Here is a 15603-nt window from a genome sequence, read left to right as displayed (position 1 = left end):
TAACGATTCTAAATTTCTGTAACAAGGGTGGGACTCAGATCCCCAGTGGTCAAGGGATCCCATCCAGAAACAAGGTCTCCGGCCCGCTTTCGCGAAAAGCCTCCGGCCCGCTTTCGCGACCGGTCGGGTGGGTTTCCGGCGAGCTTTCACCGCAGGCGATTGCGCCACACTATCTCTGCTCTTGGCCTGGGACTTTTCCGGCCTTGCTGAGACCTGTCAACCTCTGTAAATGGATCCCTACATAATGGGTTCATTTGCTGCCTGTGTCGATATGGTTGCCGAATCTGTCCTCGCCTCTGATGTCAGCTCCGCCAAAGCCCAAGCCAGGAGAGAGGAGGGATCCCCACCTGCCATTCGTTTGCGGAGGGTCAGCCGCAACTTTTCCGGGATCCAAGCGGTGGACGGGGTGGATTTGGAGGTGCAGCAGGGGGAGTTTTTTACGTTGTTGGGGCCGTCGGGTTCGGGCAAAACCACCTGTTTGCGGATGATCGCGGGCTTTGAGCGTCCGGATGAGGGGCAGATCGAATTGAACGGCCAGAATGTTTTGGGTCTGCCGCCCTACCGACGGCCTGTGAACACGGTGTTTCAGGACTATGCTCTCTTCCCCCACATGACGGTGGCGGAGAACGTTGGCTACAGCTTGATGATCCGCGGCATACCGCCGAAGGAGCGCCAAAAGCGAGTGCAAGAGGCGCTGGAGCTGGTACAACTGCCCGATCTGGGATCCCGTAAACCCAGCCAACTTTCAGGGGGGCAACGGCAACGGGTGGCCTTGGCGCGGGCTTTGGTTGGCCGACCGCAGGTGCTCTTGCTGGATGAACCTTTGGGGGCGCTGGATTTGAAGTTGCGCCAACAGATGCAGTTTGAACTCAAGGCCCTACAACACCGCCTTGGTCTCACCTTTTTGTACGTCACCCACGACCAAGAAGAGGCCCTGACCATGAGCGATCGTATTGCCGTGTTCAATCGCGGGCGCATCGAACAGGTGGGATCCCCGGCAGAGCTCTACGAGCGACCTGCCACCCGGTTTGTAGCCGGTTTTATCGGCCAAACCAACTTGATCGAGGGATCCCTGGCGGAACGATGCGTGGGAGAAGCGGCCCTGTTTGCTTTGCGCCCGGAGCACATTCGGATTGACTTATCTGAAGAAGGGATCCCCGATGGCCACTGCCGCTTGCGGGGACGGATTTGCGACACTGCTTATCTAGGGGCTTTCATTCGCTATCAGGTATGGGTGTCGGGCTGTGAGGTGAAACTTTTGGCTGTGCAACCCAACCCCGGCCTGAATTTGCAGCAGTTGCCGGAAGGGACGGAGGTGACTTTAAGTTGGGATCCCAGCCGGATGCACCGCATCCCCGAATAGGGCTCTCAATCCCGATCTCCTCTGGAGCTTGTCTATCCGGCGTCGGCGCTATCTTGCAGGCAGTTGACACTCCCGCCGACTGAAGTCGAGGGATTCTTACGTAGCCCAGAAACGGGCTCGCAACGGCGTTGTCAAAGGGAGAAAAACGGGCCATGATGCGCATTTCCATCCAGCCGGGGAGCGGGATCCCTGGCTCCGTGCAGCTTTTTAATTTGCTCTGCTTTGCCATCGCCTGCGGGCAGTTTCCTCCCGGCTGCCGCCTGCCCAGCACCCGTCAATTGGCTATGCAAACAGGCCTGCACCGCAATACCATCCACAAGGTTTACCACCAACTCGAGGCTATGGGCCTGGTGGAAACCCGCGCTGGATCTGGCATTTACGTGAGCCGCTCCGCCCGCCAGGTGGTTAACTACTCTCGCGGCCTGGGGGAAAACCTGGATCGATCCCGACAGGTCCTGGAGCAGGTGCGCCAGGGCATCGACCAGCTGCTGCAGCAGGGGTTTTCTTTGGAGCAGGTGCGGGATCTGCTGCTAGCGGAGATCGATTGGCGATTGCGCTGCAGTGCCCAAGTGCTGGTGTGTGTGCCCAACCGGGATTTGGGTACAGGACAACTGATGGCCCAGCAAATCCAGCAGACTTTGGGCATCCGGGTCCAGTTGGTGCCCCTGGAGGAGCTGGCCACCGTTCTGGATCAGATCCAGTCCGGCACCGTGGTGACGCTCCGCTATTTTCTCAGCGCCGTCGAGGCCATTGCCCAACCCCGGGGGGCCCGTGTTCTGACAGTGGAGGTGTCCGACTACGCCCGCGAAATTGCCCTGATCCGCCAATTGCCTTCCTACGCCTGTCTGGGGCTGGTGAGCATCAGCACTGCCCTGCTGGAGGTTGCCGAGGTGATTGTCTACAGTCTGCGGGGAGACCTGCTGGTGCTGACGGCAGTGATCTCGGATACGGAACGGGTGGGATCCCTAATCCGCCGCGCCCATACGCTGATTTGCGATGAGGCCAGCTACCCCACCCTGCGGGTCTTAGTGCGCCAAGCCCGAGCCGATCTAATCCGCACACCCAACCTAGTCTGCGCCACCCCCCACATCGGAGAAGCAGCCATGGCCGAGCTGCGACGGGAACTGGGTGGGATCCCTGGAGCCGGAGGAGATGGGGACGCAAGCAGTAGCAGTTTGCAAGGCAAAGAAACCCATTAAGCCTTGTTGCAGGTGAGCCATTTTGCGGATGACAGGCTGCCCAAGATCGTGCTTAAGTGAAAATACGGTAAAAGCTCTCTCATTTTGATTCATCGCTGATCAGTCTTTACACGCATGGTGATCCTCGACTACGCCTCCGCCAATCACGACTATGTGGCGGTTACACGGGAAGGTTTCTGGGAGGCCATCCGCTTCCAAGACCATTTTTACGTCTTCAACCGGGGCTTTTCTCAGCTGCAAGAGGCCATCGCCAGTTGCCGCTACGACATGGATCACGGATCCCTGATCAGCCTCGTGGTGGTGCGCCCTCGGAGCTATGAGGTGTGGTCGCAGGTGGGATCCGACATTCCCGTCTTGCCGAAGCAACTCTTGAGCCCGACAGCCAGGGACTCCCTCCTACCGGCGCGTTCGGTTCCATCTTTGCCCAAACGTCCTTTCTGGTCTTTTTGGGGTTGGGGATCCAAGGCTTATGTAGTGGACGGCGAGCCGGCTGCACCCCAGCCTTTGTTTTACCGCAGCCCTCGGCCCTACAACGCGCTACAGGCTTGAGCCGGAATCGGTTGCGCCAGCGTCGTGCAGCAACAGTTTCAGGGAACAGGACGGCTCCACATGCAAATTGAGATCCGGCTCTTCCACCAGCAGGGGCACGCGCTCGGCCACTTCCAGGCCAAATCCTTTCAAGCCGCTGATGTGGCGAGAGGTGTTGCTGATCAGGCGCATTTTGCGCACCCCTACATCCCGTAGGATCTGGGCGCCGATGCCGTAATCGCGCAAGTCCATCGCCACCGGTGGCGCGGTTTCAGAAAGTCCCAGATCTTGCCGGGCGTAGGACTTGATTTGCTCGATGAGACTCAGCTCCTGCTCTTGCCGGCGCAGGTACACCAGCACCCCCTTGCCTTGGTGGTCGATCATTTTCAGGGCGGCGGTCAATTGGCGGCGACAATCGCAGCGCAGGGATCCCAGCGCATCCCCCAGGGGACACTCTACATGCACGCGCACCAAGACGGGCTCAGCGGCAAATTGGGCCGGATCCCCTTTCACCAGGGCCAGGTGCTCGACTTGGTTGAGGCTATCGCGGTAGCCGTAAACCCGAAACTGGCCAAACTCCGTTGGCAGGGTGGCGGCAGCCTCTCGGTGAACCAGTTGTTCGGTGCGCAAGCGGTACTCGATGAGGTGGGCGATGGTGATGATCTTCAAATCGTGCTGACGGGCATATTCGATCAACTGGGGCAGGCGGGCCATGGAGCCATCCGGGTTTTGGATCTCGCAAATCACCCCTGCCGGATACAGCCCGGCCAACATCGCCAGATCCACCGCCGCTTCCGTATGGCCAGCCCGTTTGAGCACCCCGCCCTCCCGTGCCCGCAGCGGAAAGACATGCCCAGGCCGGCGCAGATCTTCCGGTCGCGTGTGCGGGTGAATGGCCGCCTGAATGGTGCGAGAGCGATCGGCAGCGGAAATGCCGGTGGAAACTCCAGCCTCTGGCCCAGCATCAATGCTGACGGTGAAGGCAGTTTGGTTGCTGTCGGTGTTCTGCCCCACCATCAGCGGGATCTTCAGCTCATCGAGGCGGGATCCCTGCATGGCCAGGCAGATAAGGCCCCGCCCGTAGGTGGCCATGAAGTTGATAGCTTGGGGCGTGGCAAACTGGGCAGCACAGACCAGATCCCCTTCGTTTTCTCGGTTTTCGTCATCGACCACGATGACCATGCGACCACACTTGAGGTCTTCGAGGGCTTCGGGGATGGAGTGGAAGATCGTTTCTGTCTCGGCCTGCGGGATGGCACTCATGGAAAAAGGGAGAATCTGGCGCAACCGGCCCTGCGCACCGGATCTACCGGATCTATGGTGACATACTCCCGCACTCATGCTACGCGAAGCAATCCGTGCCGCTAAAGCGAGAGGGTGCGGGCTTCAAGGACTCCGTCCCGCTGACGCGAACAGTGACTCCAGTTAAGGACATTTCCTGAGCTTAAGGACTCCGTCCCGCTGGCGCGAAAAGGACGGGATGCCCCACCGCTCTGTACTTGATGTTTATAGCGGCAGTGCATAAAACCCTGCCACCTTGATTACAGCACCAATGAGGACAAAACACCATGCTCCCGCCTCTCCTCCCGACCCTCACCCCGGCTAGTCACTAGCTACTAACCACTATCCACTAATAGAGGGCGGGGCTTCCCGGCGGTCTAGCTAAAGCAAACTGGGCAACAGCTAGGGATCCTGAGACAGGGTCAGTACTTGGGAATCGAGGGATCGTAAGCCTCTGCCCAGGCGAGGATCCCCCCGCGCAGGTTTTTTCCTTGGATCCCAGCAGCTTGTAGGATCTTCAGGGCTTTGGCCGAGCGTGCCCCACTCTTGCAGTGGACGATCAGCTCTGAGCCGTTAAGGAGGCGACGCACCTGCTCCACCCCGTCGCCGTTTTCAATTTGGGGCAGGGGGATCAGGTGAGCACCAGGGATCCGGCCTATCTCCCACTCATTTGGGTTGCGCACATCGACCAACACAAAGTCTTGGTGAGCATCCATCCGCGCTTTCAGCTCGGCCACAGTGATCTCGGGGATCTCTGTCTGGCCAGCCTGTTCGGCAGCTTGGGCTTGTGGGATCCCGCAGAACTGCTCATAGTCGATAAGCTGGGTGATGGGAGGAGTGGCGGGGTTTTTGCGCAGCTTCAGCTCCCGGAAGCTCATGTTCAGGGCATCGTAAAGCAGCAGCCGCCCACTTAGGGTTGTGCCCACGCCCAGCAGGATCTTCACGGTTTCGGTAGCTTGAATAACACCGATGATGCCGGGGAGGATCCCCAACACTCCCCCTTCGGCGCAGGAGGGCACCAGTCCTGGTGGGGGCGGCTCGGGGTAGAGATCCCGGTAGTTGGGCCCATCTTCGTAGTTGAAGACCGTCGCTTGTCCCTCGAAGCGAAAGATCGAGCCGTAGACATTGGGCTTGCCCGTCAACACACAGGCATCGTTCACCAGGTAACGGGTGGGGAAGTTATCGGTGCCATCCACAATCACGTCATAGTTGGCAAACAGCTCCAGTGCGTTGTGGGCCTTCAGGGCGGTGTTGTAAACATCCACTTGACAGTGGGGGTTGATCTCCAGGATGCGGTTCTTGGCCGATTCCACCTTCGGCTTGCCCACCCAGGAGGTGCCGTGGATCACCTGCCGCTGCAGGTTGGACACATCCACCACATCAAAATCGACAATGCCGATCCGCCCCACGCCGGCTGCCGCCAAGTACAGCAACAGGGGCGAGCCAAGGCCGCCTGTGCCGATGCACAGCACTTTGCCCGCTTTCAGCCGCTTCTGTCCTTCTAGGCCCACCTCGGGCAGGATCAAATGCCGAGAAAACCGCTCCATCTCTTCGCGGGAGAGGCTAACTTGGCTGGTATCCAGGTTCAACATGCTCACAACCCTCCGGCAATAGCAGGAACGATGCTGATGACGGCTTGTTCTCCCACGGGGGTGCTGTCGCCTTGGGGCAACGTGCGCACATCCTCGTCGTTGAGGTAGACATTGACAAAATTGCGCAGCTTCCCATCCTCGGTGTAGAGGTGGCGCTTCAGCTCGCCGTAGCGGGCGATGAGGTTGCCCATCACTTCGCCAACATTGCTGCCCTCGATCTCGACAGCTTCCAGGTTGTCGGTGTAGGGGCGCAGGGGAGAGGGGATCAGAACTTTGGTTGCCATGGGAGTTCGGGGAGAGATCTTGGGTATCTACTGGAGACTTTTGAGGATCCAGAGGATCTGGGCTGACCTATCCGTTTGTCGATCTTGTTGGGGCTGTCTACTGACTTTGAGGATTCAGCTATGTTACAGACAAGGTTCAGCACTAGACTACCGCTTTTTCCGGTGGTACCCATCCCAGCTTTCAAGGATCCCAACTGAACTTAGCCGTGAACTTCAGCCTCAAACAGCGGCAAAGCCCAAACGACTCTAGCTTGCCAAAGCCGGGAGCGGGGGGATGCGAATGTCTTCCAGCATCTGCATCGGCTCCCGTTGGGGCTGCTCCTGCTCATCCAAAACCCAGCTCACCACCTCTTCTGCCTTGCCCTCGCGCACACTGACGATCACACAGGAAAAGCCCCAAGGAAAAGCATGCTGCCGATCAAACTCGGAGGGAATGGCCGCATGGTTGGGGTGGGAATGATAGGTGCCCAGGATCCCCAGCCCTTTGCGCACCGCGTGGTCGTTGGCCCGCTTGAAATCCGCCGGATCGATCAAAAAGCGGCGGCGGCTGGATTCTCCGTCTGCCAGAGGGTTTTCCGCTTGATCCCAGGTGTTGGTCACCGACCAAAGCTCGTGGATGATCTTGTCGGATCCCCGGATTTCCCCAATTAAAATGCCGCAGCTCTCGTGGGGAAAGGCTTGTTCGCCGTGCTGGCGGATGCTGTGAAGGTGGTCTGCCGAGAGGTAGAGGGCCATGAATCTCGCCTTTGCCGATGGAGTTACCGTTCTTTTATTTTGGCACAAGTTGGCCGGGGATCCCTCAACTTAGCTACAGCGGATGCCATTGGGGCGCAACGGGCAGGCCGTTCCGCAGAGGCCGCCGCTGCTGAAAATGTTCGGCCACCAGTGTGGCGCGGTCAGACCCGTCCATCGAGTGAACCCAGAGGTGGCTCTGGCTTTGGAGGGGTGACGGGGGCATAGTGGGGGCAACCCTGGCACGGCCCTTGGGGATGGACGGCACAGCGCAACCAGGCCGAGTGGGCACTGAAAACACAAGAGGGATCCCCCAGGGGTGGGCCAAATTCGCCGGCCCGTTGACGGCGCAGCAGCACCACTTGCCGTCGCCAATCTTGCAAAAATCGGCTGTAGGCGCGTTCCCGCCAGCGACGCTTGGCCGCATGTTCTAGGACACGGACGGTAAGGTTATCCAACATGGAACGATACCCAAGGAAGAGGCCAACAGGCTGGGAGTTGCGTTGGATGGCTGAGAACCTCAGGATGGCACACACTGGCGAGAAGAACCCAAGAATTGCAAACTCTCCTTGAGTTCAGTTTAAGTTTGTGGAGTTTCTTCCGATGGCTCTGGCTGCTGGTGGCGGGCCTGGGCCCGTTGCAGGGCTGCTCGCACCACAGCAAAGCCCGTTCCCCCGGCGCTGAGCCGCGTGGCCACCACCTGGCGGGGCTCAATGGCCGTCAAAATGTCCGCCTCAAAGGCCGGGTGGAAGGTTTTCCAGCGCTCCAAGGGCAGATCCCGCAGCAGGATCCCCTCTGCCAAACAAATGCGCACAATCTGCCCCACCAAATCATGGGCTGTGCGAAAGGGGATCCCTTTGCGCACCAAGTAGTCGGCCACATCGGTGGCGTTGGAGAAATCTTCCTGCACAGCAGCGGCCATGCGCTCAGGTTGAAATTGGATCCCTTCCCGCAGCAGAAGGGTCATCGCCTCTAGGCAGGCTTTCAGGGTATCGACCGTGTCGAATAGTCCCTCTTTGTCTTCTTGGAGATCTTTGTTGTAGGCCAGCGGCAGCCCCTTCAAGGTGACCAACAAAGCCTGGAGATGGCCAAACACCCGCCCCGCCTTGCCGCGCACCAACTCCGGCACATCGGGATTTTTCTTCTGGGGCATGAGGCTGGAGCCGGTGGCACAGGCATCGGTGAGGGTGACAAAGCCGAACTCCTGGGAAGCCCAGAGGATCATCTCTTCCGAGAGGCGGCTGAGATGCACCAAAATCAAGCTGGCGGCAGCGTGGAACTCCACCAGGTAGTCTCGGTCGCTGACGGCATCCAAGCTGTTGGCGCTGATCCGCTCAAATCCCAGCAGATGGGCGGTGAGCTGCCGATCAATGGGCAGGGAAGTGCCGGCCAAAGCTCCGGATCCGAGAGGACAGACATTCGCCTCTTCCCGCACCCGCCCCAGCCGTTGCCAGTCTCGCCAGAGCATTTCTTCATAGGCCAAGAGGTGGTGGGCTAAGCTAATCGGCTGAGCCCGTTGCAGATGGGTGTAGCCGGGCAGGATCGTCTCCAGATGCCGCTCGGCCAAGTCCAACAAAACTCCGCGCAGCTCCCAGAGAGCTTGACGAAGGTGATCGATCTGATCTCGCAGATAGAGACGCAGATCGGTGGCCACTTGGTCATTGCGGGAGCGCCCGGTATGCAGTTTTTTTCCCACTTCCCCCACCAAAGCCACCAAACGACGCTCGACGGCATAGTGGACATCCTCTGCCTCTGGATCGGGCCGGAAGGTGCCGGCAGCCGCCTCCTGTTGGATCTGCTCCAATCCCTGCCGGATCTGGTCGGCCTCTTGCTGGGTCAGGATGCCACAAGCGGCCAACATTTGCACATGAGCCAGGGATCCGGCCACATCGTAGGGCAGCAGGCGGATGTCGAAGCCGATGCTGGCGTTGAAGCGGGCGATGGCAGGATGCAGGGATCCCTCGAAGCGTTGGCTCCAGGGGCGAGGGGTGGAAGTTACCGTCGGCTCAGGCATTGGCTGGGAACCGGAAGAATGGGGAGAAGGATTGACCACCGTAGGAAGACCCCACTGCAGTTGTGGAGAAAAAACACAGAAACCGACCGCCGACGGCCAAAACCCCGCCGGCCCAGGCCCAATGGATCCAGCTAGAGCAATGGCGACAAGGCTCTAGTGGGAGCTGGTGATGCTCTTGAGCATGTAGCCCGCCACGATCCCTATCAAAAGCGCCCAAATTTGGCCCGATTCCACAAAGCCATTCCAACCCTTGCGGATATCGCCCAGCACATCCTGTCGGAACACCTGCCCGACAATCATTTCCGTCTGGAAAGCCGTGGGGGCCGGCAAGTAAACCGAAGCGGTCTCAGACCCAGAAGGAGAGAAGTTCATGGTTGTACCTCAGGTGTAGATAACACAGTGCAGCCAACCTGGTAGCTCCACCAGCTAGAGCGTACCGCTCTGAAAGACCTACGAAACGCCAACAAACACTTCCACTCGCACCGGCGGCGCGGAGTGCTCAGCGTCTGCCGCGCTTCTGCTTTCTTCCTGCCTTAACGAACTATGGCTGGCAGCAGAGATCACCCCCACTGCCCCGCCAGAGGGATCTCCACAGGCGTGACTTCCCCGCAAGCTGCAGGTAGCCGCTCCTTGCTCTCTGAGAGAGCCACACAGACTAAAGCTGGAGCAGGCTTTAGCCCATGCAGAACGCATGCCAGAACTAACCAACTAGCCTAGTAGTCCGGCAAAACCACGTCAACCAACCCACCGTTGCTGCCCAGCCCAGTAGCGTTGAGTAGCTTGCTTGAGCTATTGTGAGCGTTGCGGCCTGCTGTCATTAACCCTGAGTTTGAACTTTTTTAGCTAGGCTGGCTCGGAGTCGGGCAACACCTTCAACACCACCAGCGTTGTGTCGTCCACGGGCTCAGGCCGCAGGGAAATCTCGTCCTGCAACAGGAGCTCTGGATCCTCGGGCAGCCATAGGGGAAGAGGGTGGGATCCCCGACGGCCTCGGAAGGCATCCATCTGCTCAAACAAGCTCTCCAAAATGTCTTCGGGGGAGTCGTAGCGACGGGCAGCGTACTGGATGGCGTCCATCAGCCCAGAGGTTTCCAAGCGCTCGCCGCGGGTGTTGGCTGTCTCCGTGTAGCCATCGGTGTAGTACACCACCACATCCCCGGGTTGCAGTTGCACGCAGCTTTCCGAGTAGTGGCTGTTTTCTTCCAAGCCGATCAGCGCCCCCTCTGTGTCCAGGGGTTGAATTTCTCGGGTGCGGGCCTGCCACCACAGAGTGGGGTTGTGGGCCGCGTTGCTGAAGCAGAGGCGATGGGAGCGGGGATCGTACTCCGAATAAAACAGGCTGATGAAGCGATTGGAGTTTTCCAGGTCACTGTACATGGCCCGGTTCAGATGTTGCAGAACACGGGCCGGCGAATGGCGGTTGAGGGCCTCCGCCCGCACCATGGCGCGGGTCATGGTCATCAACAGGCCGGCGGGCACCCCTTTGCCCATCACATCCCCAATGACGATGGCCAAGCGAAAGCCTGCCGTTTCTTCAGATGAGTCGGATGTTTCCAGGCGTTCGCCGGGAATCTTGATGAAGTCATAGTAGTCGCCCCCCACTTTGCTGGCCACCCGGCAACGGGCTGCCAAGCGAATCCCCTTGACTTGAGGGCACTCCCGAGGTAGCAGTTGGGTCTGGATGTAGGAGCCAATCTCCATTTCTTTTTCCAGGGCCATCTTGCGGCGCAAGGCTGCCGTCAAGCGGTCATTTTCGATGGCCACCCCTGCCTGATCGGCGACCAAGCGCAACAGTTGTTGGCGACGTTCATCCCAGTGGTAGCCAGGCTGACGGCTGAAGACGTACAAGCGACCCTGGACAGAGTTGCGAATCAGCAGCGGCGTGCCGAAAAGGCGTACATCCGGCCCCAAGCTCTGGCGGAACCGTTCGTCCAAGAGGTGTTCAAGGGCAGGGATCTTAACAGACAGGGATCCCTCCGTTTTGAGAATGGGCTCTTGAGCCGAGAGGGTCTGGGTAATTTGCTCCATCTCAGCCCGAATCTGCTCGCGGTGATTGAGATCAGAGCAATGCAGTTGATCCAACTGGATGGTGCCGTTGGGATTGAACAAAACCAGGGCTCCGCCTTCGGCATCGGTCAGTTGGCTGGCCACAAAAGCCGTCAGCTCCAGGATCTGGTTCAAGTTGTTAAAAGAGCGCAGAGCAAAAGCCAGCCACGCCAGCAGATACTGCATCCGATGGTGTTCTCTCTCCAGTTCTGCCACGCGATCCGGCATTGCAGGGGCAGGCACAATGGCCGGCTTGACCTCCGGCAGCTCTCTATCATCGGACGCAACGGCACCTGAAGAGGTGGGATCCTCATCCTGGCCGGTCTGAGCTGAGCGCAAGTCCCCCGAATTGTCCGTGGGCGACAGCGACGGAGCATTGGGGGGGAGGGGATTTTTGCCCGAATCCTGGGCCAGCAAGGACTCTGACCACAAAGAATCTGACAGCCCGGCAGGGGGCTGCCCTAAAACGGCCTTTTGGGGGCTGTGATCATCCATCGGGAAGACTGGCGTTAATCCCTTGGAAACGTAACGAAACAGCTTAGCAAAAATATCACAAGCTTCATCACACTCATCCCTCACACCCAGCGATGCTGACGGGATCCCTGGCACAGCTCTCGGTAGAGCTGTTCCACCTGGCTGAGGTTGTGGCTGAGGGTATAGCGCTCCAGCACCCGCTGGCGGGCCTTCATCCCCAGCAGTTGGGTAAACTCCCGTTGATCCCGCAGCAAAGGCAGCAGCGTTTGCAGCTCTGCTGTCACCCGTGTCGGATCCAGCGGGATCCCGGCTCCATCGGCCAAAACCTCGCCATCGGCACCCACATCGGTGGCCACTGCTGCCAGCCCACAGGCCATCGCCTCCAACAGGGACAAAGAGAGCCCCTCGATTAAAGAGGGCAAAATAAACACATCGGCCCCTCGCAAGATCTCGATGCGTTGCTGCTCGTCGGCAATATAGCCCAGCCAGTGGATCCCATGTTGAAGGGTGTAGAAGGGCTTGAGGGTGTTGAGCAGCGGCCCATCCCCCACGATCAGCAGACCACACTTCTCCCCCATTTGGGCGTGTTTCCAAGCCTTGAGTAGGGCTTCCAGGTTTTTTTCCGGCGAGACCCGCCCTTGATAGACGAAGATCCGCTCCAGTCCCAACCGCTGTTTGAGGGTGGAGGGCCCAGGCGCATACTTGTCCACATCCACACCATTGGGAATGACCACCACCTGCTGGGGGCTCACCCCCAGTTTGACCAAGATCTCCCGTTGCGTTTCCGAGAAGACAATGGTGCGGTGATAGTTGGCCAAACACGGGGCGTAGAGCTGGTAGGCCAAGTATTGGGTGCGAGAGGCGATGTTGCGCCGCCGTCGGTCGAAGGCCGGGTGGAAGGTGGCCACCAGCGGCTGGTTGAGCTCAGCGCAGATCTCCGGCAACACAAAGTCGATGGGAGAAATGGTCAAGGAGGCATGCACCAGATCCGGCTGCAATTCCTTGAGGGCCTGGGTGAGCAACCGCTTGGCGTTGGGGGCCGGGATCGTGTAAATCTGCGACTTGTACAGACAGGGGAGGGAAACGTCTCGACGATCCAGCTCCGCCCTCCAGCCTTCACCTCCAGGATCCAGAGCGGGCGATTGGCCGTCGTTGGTGAAGTGAAAAAAGCTAACCTGATGTCCCCGATCCAAAAGGCCGTTGGTCACCTCGCGGCTATAGGTGACGTTGCCACAGAAAGGTGTTTTTTTGCCTATCCAGGCGATGTGCATGGGCGGATCCCCGCGGAGCTGAAACGCTGAGCTGCAAAGGGAGTCTCGATTCTTAAACCTCTACAAGAGTAGCAGAGTTGGCTCCTGCCTTGACCCGTTCCCCCAGAAGAGGATATCCAACCTCGCGCTGCGGCAGGATTTACGAGACCTCTCTGCCCAATAGGCTCCAGGTGTACAGCCCCGCCAGCCCCGCCAGAACAGACAGGGCCACAAACATCCAGGGAAGGCCAAGGCGGGCTTCTGCCAATCCCGTGAACACCAGCGGCAAACTGAGGGCAATGTTGGCGGCGTTGTTCTGGAGCCCAAAGATCTTGCCTCGCAGATGGTCAGGCGTTTCCTCTTGGATCAAGGTTTGCATCGGCACCGCCACCAGAGCCCCGCCACAGCCCAACAGGGCAATCCAGCCCAAGCTGGGCAGCAGCCAGTGGGTCGTCCAGGAGAGGGCTGCCAGAGCCCCACAGAGCAGCAGGGATCCCAGGCCAACCCAGGCGCGGCGGCTCACCCGTCGGCCCGTATGGCCCACCCAAAAGGCGCCGATCCCCATGCCCAGGCCAGCAGCGGCCAACAACACCCCGAACTGATCCGGCTTCAGCTCTGCCATCACTTCGGCCATGCGCACCGCCAAAACTGCCAGCGCTGCAAACAGCGAGTAGAGCACCACCACCTGCACCAAAGCAGCTCGGATCAGGGGCACCTGGCCGACATAGTGCAGGCCCAGCCGGAGATCTTCCCAGAGGTGAGGGACTTCCCAACGCCGGGGCTCCAGCTTCTCATGGGGTTGTAGCAGCAACAGCAGGGATCCCGCCAAGAGGTAGGCTCCCCCCACCAACAGCTCCGGCCCCACTTCCCAGCCCGGCAACCAATGGCGTACCCAACGATCTGCCAGGGTTAACAGCGGCTCCCCCACGGCAAACCCGACGATCAGCGAAGCCATCATCGTGGTGGTGTACAGGGAGTTGGCCGCCAGCAGCTCTCGCTTCGGCAGGATCAGGGGCAAAGTCGCCTGCTCGGCAGGAGCAAAAAACTGGGTCAGAACCGAGACGGCAAAGCTCACCAGCAACAGCCCCGCAAACCCCAAGGGGATCCCCGGCCAAAGGTCGCGCCCAGCGGTAAGCCAAAGCAGCGGCGGCAACAGCAGCACCAGGATCCCGCGCCCCAGGTTGGAGAGCACCAACACCCCTTTTTTCAGCCAGCGATCCACAAATACCCCTGCCAGGCTGCCCAATAGCATCGCCGGCAGCGTAAAAGCCAGCATGATGGCCGAGACCCAACCGCTGATGGAAGCCCCTTCCGGCTGAAATTCGCGGGCAACCAACCCAATCAGCAGCACCAACAACACCTTGTCCGCCAACTGGGAACACGCCTGCCCCATCCACAGCAGCAGGAAATTGCGCCGGCGCAGCACGGTTACAAAGTTGCTCAGGCCCGGCTCAGACAGACCTTGATCTTCTTTCTCTGCTTTTTGCCCCTTTTCGGGATCCTCAGGGGGTGGCTCTGGCAAGGGATCCCCAGGAGAACACTCCGGCGAGCTGAGGGCGGGGCTTGCTGTCGGCTCAGGCAAGAGAGCTTCTGACTTCAGCCCCCAAGTTGGCGTTGACGCAGGTGGGGGATTCTGGAGAGGGGAACTGGGGTGGCAGATCCCTGCCCCTCCCTCCGGCCAGCCCCATCGTTGCTCCAAAGTCATCATGCTCCCCAGGTGACCTGCCCATTTCCCCGACGTCGGCCCCACAACAGAATGGGATCCCGTCAGCAAACAAAAGTGGAAATGGGGTGCCCCGATCTTATCTTGGCCCGCCTTCCAATCCACCAACCCAAATCTTGGGAATCGGCAGGCCTAGCTTCCTGCGGCAGACAAGGAGCGCAAGGGATCCGGGATCGACTCGCTGGGAGCCACAAAGCTGCCCTTCTCTACAAAGGTTAAGCGCAGGCTCAGCCAACGAATAAAATCCGCGTTGGTGGATACCACTGCCCCCAGGGGCTCCTTCAACTTGTCCCGCAGGGGCTTTAACTCTGGAGCTTCCATGAAGGCCGGCTGGGGCACCCAGAAGAAATCGACAGGGCAATGGCGCTCCTCGCAGTATCGACGACGCTCCTCCAGCACCTCTTCCAGAGGCTCAGAACGTAAGAAAGACAGGCTGGCAACGACAAAATGATAGGTAGTCGGTTCGGCAGCAGACATAAGATTGCTGTGGAACTGTGTTGAGAATAAAGGCTAGAGCCGGGAGTCCACCGCTCCTTGCAGATCCTCTCCCTCAGAGAGAGGCAGATTTGAGCAGATGCGGAGCCGGATCGCGGGAGCTACACAGCGGCTGACAGTCTTCCAACTGCCGGAGAACGGGTAGCCGCGCCATCACTTCCTCAGGGGGCATGGAGTGTTCTGAAGCCTGCTTGAGGGTAGGTAGAGCCTGAGCTGCCCATTCCCGAGCCCAGGGAGCGGATTCAGGAGTTTCCTTCTCCTCCAACAGCTCTTGGCAAAGGGCAGTTGAGCGCTCCAAGTCACCACTGCCCTGATATGCCATGATCAGAGCTACACGAGCCAAAACGCATTCTTCCGGATCTGCCCTAGAGCCATTGCGCTCGCTCAGGCGGCGGGACAAACTCTCTTGTCTTTCTTGGATGGAACAGCAGTAGCAGAAGGACTCGAGAAGGTTGATCGCCTCCAGGTAGCGCTCCTGCTTGAGAGCAGTGATACCGGCGCGGAGGGATCCATGGGGGTGGGACATGAGCCTAAGTACAAGAAAAGAGCTCGGACGGACTTGCACCTGAAGGTTATCCAGTCAGTGGCCCGTCTTCTCATCCAAGGTTTCGTGTCTAAAACT

15 protein-coding genes are annotated in these 15603 nt (G+C 59.4%); 3 read left to right on the top strand and 12 right to left on the bottom strand.

The genetic code is table 11. From position 1 onward, the window contains the following. The first annotated feature begins 244 nt into the window (after positions 1-244). The 3 genes from ACVWY8_RS05435 (at position 245) to ACVWY8_RS05425 (ending at position 3111) form a co-directional block, all read left to right on the top strand. Positions 245-1363: an ABC transporter ATP-binding protein gene (locus tag ACVWY8_RS05435; RefSeq protein WP_457396888.1), complete on the top strand. Its 1119-nt coding sequence runs from the start codon at positions 245-247 to the stop codon at positions 1361-1363. 155 nt (positions 1364-1518) lie between these two features. After that, positions 1519-2562, top strand: coding sequence for a GntR family transcriptional regulator (locus tag ACVWY8_RS05430; RefSeq protein ID WP_457393556.1), 1044 nt, complete (start codon positions 1519-1521; stop codon positions 2560-2562). Positions 2563-2676: 114 nt separating this feature from the next. Next, positions 2677-3111, top strand: coding sequence for a hypothetical protein (locus tag ACVWY8_RS05425; protein ID WP_457393419.1), 435 nt, complete (start codon positions 2677-2679; stop codon positions 3109-3111). On the opposite strand, the gene ribB is transcribed toward ACVWY8_RS05425, so the two are convergent. From ribB to ACVWY8_RS05365, 12 genes are all read right to left on the bottom strand, one after another. Continuing rightward, the gene (gene ribB / locus ACVWY8_RS05420) at positions 3100-4353 is read right to left on the bottom strand and encodes a 3,4-dihydroxy-2-butanone-4-phosphate synthase (RefSeq protein ID WP_457384803.1); all 1254 of its coding nucleotides are present in this window, start codon (positions 4351-4353) and stop codon (positions 3100-3102) included. The genes ACVWY8_RS05425 and ribB overlap by 12 nt on opposite strands. 440 nt (positions 4354-4793) lie before the next feature. Then, positions 4794-5963, bottom strand: coding sequence for a molybdopterin-synthase adenylyltransferase MoeB (gene moeB / locus ACVWY8_RS05415; RefSeq protein WP_457393417.1), 1170 nt, complete (start codon positions 5961-5963; stop codon positions 4794-4796). A 2-nt stretch (positions 5964-5965) separates the two neighbouring features. Then, positions 5966-6247 (bottom strand): MoaD/ThiS family protein, encoded by a 282-nt coding sequence (locus tag ACVWY8_RS05410; RefSeq protein WP_414329337.1) that lies wholly within the window; start codon positions 6245-6247, stop codon positions 5966-5968. Positions 6248-6493: 246 nt separating this feature from the next. Then, positions 6494-6982 carry a M67 family metallopeptidase gene (locus ACVWY8_RS05405; protein ID WP_011433657.1) on the bottom strand — a complete coding sequence of 163 codons (489 nt, stop codon included), beginning with the start codon at positions 6980-6982 and terminating at the stop codon, positions 6494-6496. Between the two features lie 161 nt (positions 6983-7143). Continuing rightward, positions 7144-7440 (bottom strand): DUF6464 family protein, encoded by a 297-nt coding sequence (locus tag ACVWY8_RS05400; protein ID WP_011433656.1) that lies wholly within the window; start codon positions 7438-7440, stop codon positions 7144-7146. Between the two features lie 119 nt (positions 7441-7559). Beyond that, the gene (gene argH, locus ACVWY8_RS05395; RefSeq protein ID WP_457393554.1) at positions 7560-8993 is read right to left on the bottom strand and encodes an argininosuccinate lyase; all 1434 of its coding nucleotides are present in this window, start codon (positions 8991-8993) and stop codon (positions 7560-7562) included. Between the two features lie 153 nt (positions 8994-9146). Continuing rightward, the gene (locus ACVWY8_RS05390; protein WP_011433653.1) at positions 9147-9365 is read right to left on the bottom strand and encodes a hypothetical protein; all 219 of its coding nucleotides are present in this window, start codon (positions 9363-9365) and stop codon (positions 9147-9149) included. A gap of 471 nt (positions 9366-9836) precedes the next feature. Then, positions 9837-11534 carry a PP2C family protein-serine/threonine phosphatase gene (locus ACVWY8_RS05385; protein WP_238376753.1) on the bottom strand — a complete coding sequence of 566 codons (1698 nt, stop codon included), beginning with the start codon at positions 11532-11534 and terminating at the stop codon, positions 9837-9839. An 80-nt stretch (positions 11535-11614) separates the two neighbouring features. Then, positions 11615-12784, bottom strand: coding sequence for a glycosyltransferase family 4 protein (locus tag ACVWY8_RS05380; protein ID WP_457393415.1), 1170 nt, complete (start codon positions 12782-12784; stop codon positions 11615-11617). 139 nt (positions 12785-12923) lie between these two features. After that, the gene (locus ACVWY8_RS05375; protein ID WP_457396886.1) at positions 12924-14591 is read right to left on the bottom strand and encodes an MFS transporter; all 1668 of its coding nucleotides are present in this window, start codon (positions 14589-14591) and stop codon (positions 12924-12926) included. Positions 14592-14618: 27 nt separating this feature from the next. Further along, a complete protein-coding gene (locus tag ACVWY8_RS05370) occupies positions 14619-14963 on the bottom strand; it encodes an MgPME-cyclase complex family protein (protein ID WP_414329330.1) in 345 nt (114 codons plus the stop codon). Positions 14964-15036: 73 nt separating this feature from the next. Beyond that, the gene (locus ACVWY8_RS05365; protein ID WP_011433648.1) at positions 15037-15507 is read right to left on the bottom strand and encodes a hypothetical protein; all 471 of its coding nucleotides are present in this window, start codon (positions 15505-15507) and stop codon (positions 15037-15039) included. Positions 15508-15603 lie beyond the last annotated feature (96 nt).

The sequence above is a fragment of the Thermostichus sp. OS-CIW-32 genome, from assembly GCF_054060415.1.
This window is presented reverse-complemented; position numbering and strand designations above follow the sequence as displayed.

Bases quoted from the DNA above. Each gene is read 5' to 3' on its own strand.
- ACVWY8_RS05390 (WP_011433653.1), bottom strand. From the start codon at position 9,365: ATGAACTTCTCTCCTTCTGGGTCTGAGACCGCTTCGGTTTACTTGCCG.
- moeB (WP_457393417.1), bottom strand. From the start codon at position 5,963: ATGTTGAACCTGGATACCAGCCAAGTTAGCCTCTCCCGCGAAGAGATG.
- ACVWY8_RS05435 (WP_457396888.1), top strand. From the start codon at position 245: ATGGGTTCATTTGCTGCCTGTGTCGATATGGTTGCCGAATCTGTCCTC.
- ACVWY8_RS05400 (WP_011433656.1), bottom strand. From the start codon at position 7,440: ATGTTGGATAACCTTACCGTCCGTGTCCTAGAACATGCGGCCAAGCGT.
- ACVWY8_RS05425 (WP_457393419.1), top strand. From the start codon at position 2,677: ATGGTGATCCTCGACTACGCCTCCGCCAATCACGACTATGTGGCGGTT.
- ACVWY8_RS05365 (WP_011433648.1), bottom strand. From the start codon at position 15,507: ATGTCCCACCCCCATGGATCCCTCCGCGCCGGTATCACTGCTCTCAAG.
- ribB (WP_457384803.1), bottom strand. From the start codon at position 4,353: ATGAGTGCCATCCCGCAGGCCGAGACAGAAACGATCTTCCACTCCATC.
- ACVWY8_RS05430 (WP_457393556.1), top strand. From the start codon at position 1,519: ATGCGCATTTCCATCCAGCCGGGGAGCGGGATCCCTGGCTCCGTGCAG.
- ACVWY8_RS05405 (WP_011433657.1), bottom strand. From the start codon at position 6,982: ATGGCCCTCTACCTCTCGGCAGACCACCTTCACAGCATCCGCCAGCAC.
- argH (WP_457393554.1), bottom strand. From the start codon at position 8,993: ATGCCTGAGCCGACGGTAACTTCCACCCCTCGCCCCTGGAGCCAACGC.
- ACVWY8_RS05370 (WP_414329330.1), bottom strand. From the start codon at position 14,963: ATGTCTGCTGCCGAACCGACTACCTATCATTTTGTCGTTGCCAGCCTG.
- ACVWY8_RS05385 (WP_238376753.1), bottom strand. From the start codon at position 11,534: ATGGATGATCACAGCCCCCAAAAGGCCGTTTTAGGGCAGCCCCCTGCC.
- ACVWY8_RS05410 (WP_414329337.1), bottom strand. From the start codon at position 6,247: ATGGCAACCAAAGTTCTGATCCCCTCTCCCCTGCGCCCCTACACCGAC.
- ACVWY8_RS05380 (WP_457393415.1), bottom strand. From the start codon at position 12,784: ATGCACATCGCCTGGATAGGCAAAAAAACACCTTTCTGTGGCAACGTC.